8 protein-coding genes are annotated in these 8,724 nt (G+C 69.2%); 7 read left to right on the top strand and 1 reads right to left on the bottom strand.

Going from position 1 to position 8,724, the window contains the following annotated elements; translation table 11 throughout:
* Positions 1 to 41: 41 nt before the first annotated feature.
* Positions 42 to 977, bottom strand: coding sequence for an ABC transporter substrate-binding protein (locus tag D3272_RS25645; RefSeq protein ID WP_281011035.1), 936 nt, complete (start codon positions 975 to 977; stop codon positions 42 to 44).
* A gap of 170 nt (positions 978 to 1,147) precedes the next feature.
* On the opposite strand from D3272_RS25645, the gene D3272_RS25640 reads away from it, so the two are divergent.
* The 7 genes from D3272_RS25640 to D3272_RS25610 all read left to right on the top strand — a co-directional run bounded on the left by D3272_RS25640 (position 1,148) and on the right by D3272_RS25610 (position 8,536).
* Positions 1,148 to 1,864 (top strand): TetR/AcrR family transcriptional regulator, encoded by a 717-nt coding sequence (locus D3272_RS25640; RefSeq protein WP_129222074.1) that lies wholly within the window; start codon positions 1,148 to 1,150, stop codon positions 1,862 to 1,864.
* Positions 1,865 to 2,124: 260 nt separating this feature from the next.
* The gene (locus D3272_RS25635; protein WP_129222073.1) at positions 2,125 to 2,415 is read left to right on the top strand and encodes a hypothetical protein; all 291 of its coding nucleotides are present in this window, start codon (positions 2,125 to 2,127) and stop codon (positions 2,413 to 2,415) included.
* On the top strand, positions 2,415 to 3,263 hold the full coding sequence (locus D3272_RS25630; protein WP_165361533.1) for an ABC transporter permease: 849 nt from the start codon (positions 2,415 to 2,417) through the stop codon (positions 3,261 to 3,263). Before D3272_RS25635 ends, D3272_RS25630 begins: the two co-directional genes overlap by 1 nt.
* Positions 3,263 to 4,183, top strand: a complete 921-nt coding sequence (locus tag D3272_RS25625; RefSeq protein ID WP_129222072.1) for an ABC transporter permease — start codon at positions 3,263 to 3,265, stop codon at positions 4,181 to 4,183. Before D3272_RS25630 ends, D3272_RS25625 begins: the two co-directional genes overlap by 1 nt.
* Positions 4,184 to 4,197: 14 nt before the next feature.
* Positions 4,198 to 5,835: an ABC transporter substrate-binding protein gene (locus D3272_RS25620; RefSeq protein ID WP_129222071.1), complete on the top strand. Its 1,638-nt coding sequence runs from the start codon at positions 4,198 to 4,200 to the stop codon at positions 5,833 to 5,835.
* Between the two features lie 59 nt (positions 5,836 to 5,894).
* Positions 5,895 to 6,839, top strand: a complete 945-nt coding sequence (locus D3272_RS25615) for an acetamidase/formamidase family protein (RefSeq protein WP_129222070.1) — start codon at positions 5,895 to 5,897, stop codon at positions 6,837 to 6,839.
* On the top strand, positions 6,836 to 8,536 hold the full coding sequence (locus D3272_RS25610) for an ABC transporter ATP-binding protein (protein WP_129222069.1): 1,701 nt from the start codon (positions 6,836 to 6,838) through the stop codon (positions 8,534 to 8,536). Before D3272_RS25615 ends, D3272_RS25610 begins: the two co-directional genes overlap by 4 nt.
* Positions 8,537 to 8,724: the final 188 nt, after the last annotated feature.

Below are 8,724 nucleotides of genomic sequence, written 5' to 3'. Positions count from 1 at the left end.
GATCAGGTTTCAGCACCCTCCTGGAACCATCGCAGCCCCGGTCACTCAACCCCACATGCCCTTATCGGACGGACACTGAGCGCGTCGCGGAACGCCCGGTCGTCGAAAGGGGCCTTGCCGTAATCGAACTCCAGGAACATGAGGTTCTTGGCGTTCTTGTCCTCGATGATCGTGAACTGGGCGTCGTCTCGCAGCGGTCGCACCGCGTCGACCGTGAGGGTGGCGGCGTCGATTTCTCCTGTCTGCAGCGCCGAGGTGACGACGCCCTCCTCCGCCATCACGGTCAAGGTCACGGCGTCGAGCAGGGCCGGGCCCTGGTTGGCGGCATCGGGGCGGAACTGCTTGAAGCCGGGGAAGCGGACGAGGTTGATTTCGGTGCCGGGCGTCCAGTCCTTGAACATGAAGGGGCCGGTGCCGATCGGATGCCGAGCGTAGGCGGCCCCGGCCGCCGTCACGGCGATCGGCGAGTTGAAGCCGAAGAACGACTGGCCGAGGAGGTTGAGGAACGGCGCGTAGGGCTTGGAGAAGTAAAAGACGACGGTCGCGGGATCGGGAGCGTCGACCTTCACGAGCGGCCCCACGATGCCCTTCGAGGGGGACGCCGACTTGGGGTCGAGGATCGTGTCGAACAGGAACTTCACGGCCGCGGCGTCGAAGGGCGTGCCGTCGTGGAAGACCTTGCCGCTCTTCAGCTTGAACGTGATCGCCTTGCCGTCTTCGGCGACCTGCCAGGACTGGGCCAGCCAGGGTTGCGGCTTGCCGGCATCATCGAGGTAGACGAGGCGTTCGAGCAGGAAGTTGCCCAGTACGCTGCTGACGACGAGCGAGATGCTTTGGACGTTGTAGAGCCCCTCTGGGTCGATCGTCAGACGTATCCGCGCGGTCCCGGCCGTGGCGGCCCGCACCGGCATGGCACCGAACGCGACGCTCCCCATCGTGGTGGCGAGGGCCGTGGAAAACTGGCGTCGGTTCAGCATGGGCCGATCTTTCCTGTGGCGGCACCCGGACCGGCACTCACCGGCGGACGGCCTTGGCAGACGGGCGAACGGGGCTGCATAATCGGCCCGGGGTTTGCCGGCCCCTAATCCGAATGTTCATTCGGATTTCGAGGCGGCGCAAGCGCATATGGTGTGCAGGGTCGCGCCGGATGTCGCCCATTTGTCAGGCGGACTCCCGAAAGGTGGCAGGGGTGGTTGGTGCCAAGACGTCCCGGCGCAAGCCGGTCCAGGACCGGTCGCGGCGCATCCGGGCCAGCATCATGGAGGCCGCCCATGCGGTGATGCGCGAGCGCGGCGTCCGGGCCGTGACCACCAACGCCATCGCGGAGCGCGCCGATATCAAAGTCGGATCCATCTACGACTACTTCGCCAACAAGGAGGCCGTGATCGCCGAGATGTACGCCGAGAAGCTGGCGGACGTCCGCGGATATCTCGAGGTCGAGGCTCTTCGCATCACGCGCGAGCGATGGCGGAGCGACGTCGGCGACCTCCTCCGCGGCATGTGGCGGTACCAGCTCGGCATCGGCCTCGATCGCACCATCGTCGACGCAGCCTATTACTATGAAGACCTGCTCAGCATCGCGAGATCCCATTCGCTTCTTTTCGCATCGACCTTCGCCCAACTCTTGAGGCGGCTCGGATCGACCTGGAGCGACGAGGCGCTCGCCGATCTCGGGATCAGTCTCTACACGCTGGTCAACGCGACGTGGAGCTACTGGCGGCTGACCGAGACGGATCGTCCGGTCGCCATCGAAAGGCAGATCGATCTGACCGTGACACTGATGGCGACAGCACTCGTCGCGACCCCTCCACGAAGTCTCGATGCCACGACAGTTCCGTGCGCTGAGCAGCCGGCCGGCAGCTGAGACGTCACTCTTTTCGGTGCCGAGCCCGTTACTCGGCCAGCGGCGTCCGAATCACCGCCCTACCCCCTGCCCGGCCGAAGTCTGCCGTCGCATCGGGCACCCAGCCGAAATTCTCCACGCGCCTGCCCATCATCTCTGCGGTCGCGGCGCCCGCAACGGCTTGCCCGACGGCACGATCCCATGCACCTTGGCGTCGGTCGAATTGGTCTGGCCGATTTCGCGTCGCTGGCGCGACGCGGCGGCCGCTCAGGAGACTGCCCATGCGCTTCGCTTCCGCGCGTCTCGACGGCCTCTCCCCCCGCAAGGGCGCGATCGAGGCCGACGCCGACATCGCGGCGTGGGATCCACCGCGGCGGGTGACCCGGGACCTCATGCACCACGGCAGCGACGACACGCCCTTCGCGGGATGGGAGGTCGCGGGCTGGCCCGTCACCACCTCGGTAGGTGGCCGCGTGGTTGTCGACGACGGGCAAGTGGTCAGCGGGGCCGGCCACGGCGCCTTCGTGCCGCGCGGCTTTTCGGACCGGCGGGCACCGCCGGAGGCCGGATGATCGCCGCCCTGAAAGCGATGCTGCGCCGCCCCAGCACCGCACTGGCGCTGCTCGTCATCGCGACCGTCGTGGTCTGCGCGCTCGCGGCCCCGTGGCTCGCGCCGTTCCCGCCCGACGACCAGCCCTTCGACGGCCTGTCGCCGGATGGCGCGCCGCTGCCGCCCGACGCCCAGCACTGGCTCGGCACCGACACGCTCGGGCGCGACCTCCTGTCGAGGTTGCTGTTCGGCGCCCGCACGTCGCTCCTCATCGGCCTCGTCGCCAACGGCGCCGCGGTGGCGATCGGCATGGCGGTGGGCACGGCCGCCGGCTACTGGGGCGGCTTCGTCGGGGCCACGTTGATGCGCTTCACCGATCTCATGATGGCGTTTCCGGCCCTGCTGCTCGCCATCGTGCTGGCGGCGCTGCTGCACCCGAGCCTCTGGATCGTCGCGCTGGTGATCGCGCTCGTGAACTGGGTGCAGGTGGCCCGCATCGTCTACACAGAAACCCGGGGGCTGGCCGAGCGCGACTTCATCCTGGCCGAACGCTCGCTCGGGGCCGGCACGGCGCGCATCGTCGGCCGCCACATCCTGCCCCACCTCCTGCCGACGGCGATCGTGTGGGGTACGCTCGGCATCGCCACCACGGTGCTGCTCGAGGCCACGCTGAGCTTCCTCGGCGTCGGCGTGCAGCCGCCGATGCCGTCCTGGGGCAACATCATCTTCGAATCGCAGAGCTACTTCCAGTCTGCGCCGTGGCTGGTTTTCTGCCCCGGCGCCGTGATCCTGCTCACCGCCTTGTCATTCAACCTCGTCGGCGACGCCCTGCGGGACCTGCTCGACCCCCTCCAACGGGGGCGCGGTTGATGGCGCTCACGCTCCTGAAGCGCCTCGCCGGCGCGGCGCTGATCCTGCTCGGGGTGGCAGCCGTCACCTTCCTGCTGCTCTACGGCCTGCCGGCCGACCCGGCCGCGATGATCGCCGGCCGCAGCGCGACCGCGGCCAGCATCGCGGCTGTGCGCCACCAGCTCGGGCTCGACCTGCCGCTGCCCGAACAGTTCTGGCGCTACCTCGCCGGCCTCGCCCATGGCGACCTCGGCCGCTCCTACATCCAGCGCACGGCGGTCGGCACGCTGATCGCGGCGCGCCTGCCCGCCACGCTCGTGCTCATGGTCTGTGGCATCGGCGTCGAGGTGGCGCTCGGGCTGACGCTGGGCGTGCTGGCTGCGGTGCGGCGCGATCGGGCGCTCGACCGGGCCGTGATGACGCTGAGCTTCGTCGGCGTGTCGGCGCCGCAGTTCATCGTGGCGCTGCTGCTGCTCTACGTCTTCGCCGCGCAGCTCGGCTGGCTGCCGATGAGCGGCTACGGCACCCCGGCCCACGCGGTGCTGCCGGCCTTGACGCTCGGCCTGCTCGGCGCCGGATGGTACGCCCGCATGGTGCGCTCCGCCATGGTCGACGTGCTCGACCGCGACTACGTCCGCACGGCCCGCGCCAAGGGCCTTTCGGCGGGCCGCGTGGTGCTGCGCCACGCCCTGCCGAACGCGCTCCTGCCGATCGTCGCCATGATCGGCATCGACGTCGGCCAGTTCATGGGCGGCGTCGTCGTGGTGGAGGCCGTCTACGGCTGGCCGGGGATCGGCCAGCTCGCCTTCCAGGCGATCCAGCAGGTCGACGTGCCGATCATCATGGGGGTGACCCTGGTCTCGGCACTGGCCGTGGTGCTGGGCAACCTGCTCGCCGACCTCGCCGCTCCCCTGCTCGATCCGCGCATCCGCGCCCGATGATGGAGACAAGACCCATGCACCCCAGCCTCAGAACAGCCACGGCCGCGGCGGCCCTCGCCCTGGCCTTCGCCGCCCCGCCGGTCCGTGCCGAGGAGCCGGGCCAGGGGGGCACCGCCCACCAGGGTGGCACGGTCGTCGTCACCTACAAGGACGACATCGCCACCCTCGACCCCGCCGTCGGCTACGACTGGCAGAACTGGTCGATGATCAATTCGCTGTTCTCGCGATTGATGGACTACCGCCCCGGCACGGCCGAGCTCGTGCCCTCACTGGCCGACGGCTATGACGTGTCGCCGGACGGGAAGACCTACACGTTCAGGCTCCATCCCGGGGTGAAATTCACCAACGGCCGCGAGATCGTGGCGGGCGACGTCAAATACTCGATCGAGCGGGCCGTGAACCCCAAGACGCAGGGGCCCGGCGCCGGCTTCTTCCACTCCATCGTCGGCGCCGACAAGATGACGGACGGCTCCGCCCAGATGATGCCCGGCATCGAGGCCGTGGACGACCACACGGTGCGCTTTCACCTCGTCCAACCGGACGCCACCTTCCTCAACGTGCTGGCTCTCGACTTCGCGTCCGCGGTACCGAAGGAGGCCGTCGATGCGGCGAATGGCGACTTCGGCAAGCATCCGGTCGGGTCCGGAGCGTTCATGCTGAAAGACTGGACGATCGGCCAGAAGCTGACCTTCGCGCGCAACCCGGACTACTTCAAGGCGCGACCCAACCTCGATGGCTTCACGGTCGAGATCGGCCAGGAGCCGCTGGTCAACATCCTGCGTCTGCAGAAGGGCGAGATCGACATCGCCGGCGACGGCATCCCGCCGGCCGAGTACCTCAAGATGAAGAACGATCCCGCCATGGCGGGCACCATCGTCGACCGCGGCCAGCTCGAGACGAGCTACATCACCATCAACACGACGCTGAAGCCCTTCGACGACCTGCGCGTGCGTCAGGCCCTCAACATGGCGATTAACAAGGAGCGGATCATCCGCATTATCAACGGCCGCGCCACGCCCGCCACGCAGGTGCTGCCGCCCCTCATGCCGGGTTACGACAAGGATTACGCGGGCTACCCCTACGATGTCGCCAAGGCGAAGGCGCTGTTGAAGGAGGCCGGCGTGCCGGACGGCTTTACGACCACGCTCTACGCGATGAACGCCGACCCGAACCCGCGCATTGCGCAGGCGATCCAGCAGGACCTGGCGGCGGTCGGCATCAAGGCCGAGATCAAGGCCGAGGCGCAGGCGCAGGTCATCGAGGCCGGCGGCACCAAGGCTTCGGCGCCGCTGATCTGGTCGGGCGGCATGGGATGGATCGCGGACTTCCCCGACCCGTCCGACTTCTACGGGCCCATCCTCGGCTGCGGCGGCGCCACCCAAGGCGGCTGGAACTGGACCTGGCTGTGCGACAAGGGCTACGAGGCCGAGGCCACCAAGGCCGACGCCATGTCGGAACCGTCGCAGAAGGACGCACGATACGCGGTCTGGCGCGGTCTGTTCACGAAGATCATGACGGAGAGCGCACCCTGGGTGCCAGTATTCAACGAGCGCCGCGTCGTGGCGAAATCGAAGCGCATGGGCGGGCCCGACGAGATCTACATCGATCCCACCGAGGTGATCGACTACCCGTCGATCTTCATCAAGGGCTGAGCCCGCGCCGGGGCGGGACGCCTACCCCGCCCCTGCGTGCCCCCTAAAGGAACCCGCCCATGTGCGTCTCCTGCCAGCACACGATCCACCGCGCGAGCCACCATTCCGGTTGGAGCCGCGACTTCGCGCCCGCGCTGCGGGCGGAGCCGGGCTCCACGATCCACTTCGAGTGCCTCGACGCGTCGGGCGGCCAGCTCGGGCCGGGCGCCACCGCGGCCGATCTCGCCGGGCTCGACTTCGGCCGCATCAACCCCGTCTCCGGGCCGGTGTTCGTCGAGGGCGCCGAGCCCGGCGACGCCCTAAAGGTATCGTTCCGCCGCTTCGTGCCCTCCGGCACGGGCTGGACAGCCAACATCCCGGGCTTCGGCCTCCTCACCGACCAGTTTCCTGAGCCGGCGCTGCACAACTGGACCTACGACCCCGCCACGATGGCGCCGGCCCTCTACGGGCCCAAGGCCCGGGTGCCGCTGAAGCCCTTCGCCGGCACGGTGGGGGTGGCTCCGGCGGAGGCCGGACACCATTCCGTAGTGCCGCCCCGCCGCGTCGGCGGCAACCTCGACATCCGCGACCTCGCGGCCGGCACCGTGCTGTACCTGCCCGTGGAGGTGGCGGGCGCGCTCTTCTCGATCGGCGATACCCACGCGGCCCAGGGCGATGGCGAGGTCTGCGGCACCGCCATCGAGAGCCGCATGGACGTCGAACTGACGCTGGACCTCGTCAAAGGGGCGAACCTCAAAAGCCCACGCTTCACCACCGACGGGCCGGTGACGCGGCACCTCGACGGCGCCGGCTACGAGGCGACCACCGGCATCGGCCCCGACCTGATGACGGCCGCGCGCGAAAGCGTGTCGCGCATGATCGATCTCCTCGCAGCCGAACACGGCATGGCGCCGGTCGACGCCTATATGCTGTGCTCCGTCTGCGGGGACCTCCGCATCAGCGAGATCGTCGATCAGCCGAACTGGGTCGTGTCGTTCATGTTCCCGCGCATCGTGCTGTCGTGACGGGGGCCACGCCTCCGCTGCTCGCCGTCCAGGGCCTGACCATCGACGCGCGCACGCCGGCAGGGCTGAAACGCGTGCTCGACGGCATCGACTTCACGCTCGGGCGCGAGGAGACGCTGTGCCTGGCGGGGGAGTCCGGCTCCGGAAAGTCGCTGACCGCCCTGGCCCTGATGCGACTGCTCCCCGCGGCCTCGCTCCGAGTGGCGGGTGGCAGCATCCGGCTCGACGGGTGCGAACTCGCGGGCCTGTCGGAGCGTGCCTTCCGGCCGCTGCGCGGGCGCGACATCGCCATGGTGTTCCAGGAGCCGATGACCTCGCTTAACCCCGTCATGACGGTGGGGGCGCAGCTGATGGAATCGATCCGGGCCTACGGACGGGAAAGCGGGGACGCGCGGGGACGCGCCCGCGACGCGCTCGACGCCGTCCAGATCTCCGACCCCGCCCGGCGCCTCGGCCAGTACCCGCACGAGCTGTCGGGCGGCATGCGCCAGCGAGTGATGATCGCCATGGCGCTGGCGCGCCGCCCCAAGGTGCTGATCGCCGACGAGCCGACGACGGCCCTCGACGTCACCGTTCAGGCCGAGATCCTGCGGCTCATGCGCGACCTCAGGCGCGACTTCGCCACCTCCATTCTGCTCATCACCCACGACATGGGCGTGGTGGCCGAGATGGCGGACCGCGTGGCGGTGATGCGGGCGGGGCGCATCGTCGAGCAGGGGCCGGTCCTCGACGTCTTCGAGCGCCCGCGCGAGGCCACCACACGCGAGTTGCTGGCCGCGGTGCCGCGCCTCGGCGCCCTCCGCGGGACCGACGGCCCGCCCCGCCTCGGTCCGGCGACGGCGAAGCCGTCGGCGCCGGCGGCCGAACCGGTGCCGGCCCTGGTGGTGCACGACCTGTCGGTCACCTACGGTGCGGGCGGCTGGTTTCGCCGGGGAGCGCTCGCACCGGCCGTCGCTGGCGTGTGCTTCGATCTCGCGCCAGGCCAAACGCTGGGGCTGGTGGGCGAGAGTGGATCCGGCAAGTCGACCACGGGCAAGGCCGTACTCGGCCTCGTCCCGTTCACCGGCCACGTTGCGGTCGACGGTACCGCCATCGCCGGCCTGTCGGCCCGCGACATGAAGCCGGTCCGGCGACGCGCCCAGATGATTTTCCAGGATCCCTACGCGTCCTTGGATCCCCGCATGACGGCGGGGGATGCCATCGCCGAACCTCTCGCCATTCACGGCATCGGGTGCCGCGCCGAACGGCGCGACCGGGTGGCGGAACTGCTGCGCCGCGTCCACCTGCCGCCCGAACACGCGTCGCGCTTCCCGCACGAGTTCTCGGGCGGACAGCGCCAGCGCCTGTGCATCGCTCGTGCGCTGGCGCTCGAGCCGACATTGATCGTCGCCGACGAGAGCGTGTCGGCGTTGGACGCCACAGTTCGGGCGCGGGTGCTCGATCTCCTGTTGGAGCTGCAGGAGGAACTAGGCCTGGCCTTCCTCTTCATCAGCCACGACATGGCGGTCGTGGAGCGAATGAGCCACCGAGTGGCGGTGATGCGCTCCGGTCGTATCGTGGAGAGCGGCAGCCGCCGCGAGGTGTTCGAGACGCCGCGCGACCCCTACACGCGGGCGCTGCTCGACGCCGTGCCGCAGCGGCTTTCCCCCACTTGTACCCGATCGACCGGCAACACGACCCCATTTACGATTACCTGACCTGAACGTCCGCTTCGGAGCGACGGCATTTGGCTCCGCTTCGCCCGACATGGGTCGACTCCGGCCGTACTGCAGACGTGGGTGGAAAGCGGTCCATTTGCTTAGGGCTGATCAGGAATGAAAGCGGACCTTCGAGTGATGTGGTCCCGCTCAAAAGTCGCGAACGGGCTCGAAATGCTGTGGCCCAA

It is taken from the genome of Lichenibacterium ramalinae (assembly GCF_004137085.1).
Taxonomy (GTDB): Bacteria; Pseudomonadota; Alphaproteobacteria; order Rhizobiales; family Beijerinckiaceae; genus Lichenihabitans; species Lichenihabitans ramalinae.
The sequence above is the reverse complement of the archived record's forward strand: the minus strand, read 5'-3'. Positions and strand labels throughout refer to the sequence as shown.

What these genes read in the sequence shown, in the direction of transcription:
- D3272_RS25615 (WP_129222070.1), top strand. Translation starts at nt 5,895, where the DNA reads ATGTGCGTCTCCTGCCAGCACACGATCCACCGCGCGAGCCACCATTCC.
- D3272_RS25620 (WP_129222071.1), top strand. Translation starts at nt 4,198, where the DNA reads ATGCACCCCAGCCTCAGAACAGCCACGGCCGCGGCGGCCCTCGCCCTG.
- D3272_RS25645 (WP_281011035.1), bottom strand. Translation starts at nt 977, where the DNA reads ATGCTGAACCGACGCCAGTTTTCCACGGCCCTCGCCACCACGATGGGG.
- D3272_RS25640 (WP_129222074.1), top strand. Translation starts at nt 1,148, where the DNA reads ATGTCGCCCATTTGTCAGGCGGACTCCCGAAAGGTGGCAGGGGTGGTT.
- D3272_RS25635 (WP_129222073.1), top strand. Translation starts at nt 2,125, where the DNA reads ATGCGCTTCGCTTCCGCGCGTCTCGACGGCCTCTCCCCCCGCAAGGGC.
- D3272_RS25625 (WP_129222072.1), top strand. Translation starts at nt 3,263, where the DNA reads ATGGCGCTCACGCTCCTGAAGCGCCTCGCCGGCGCGGCGCTGATCCTG.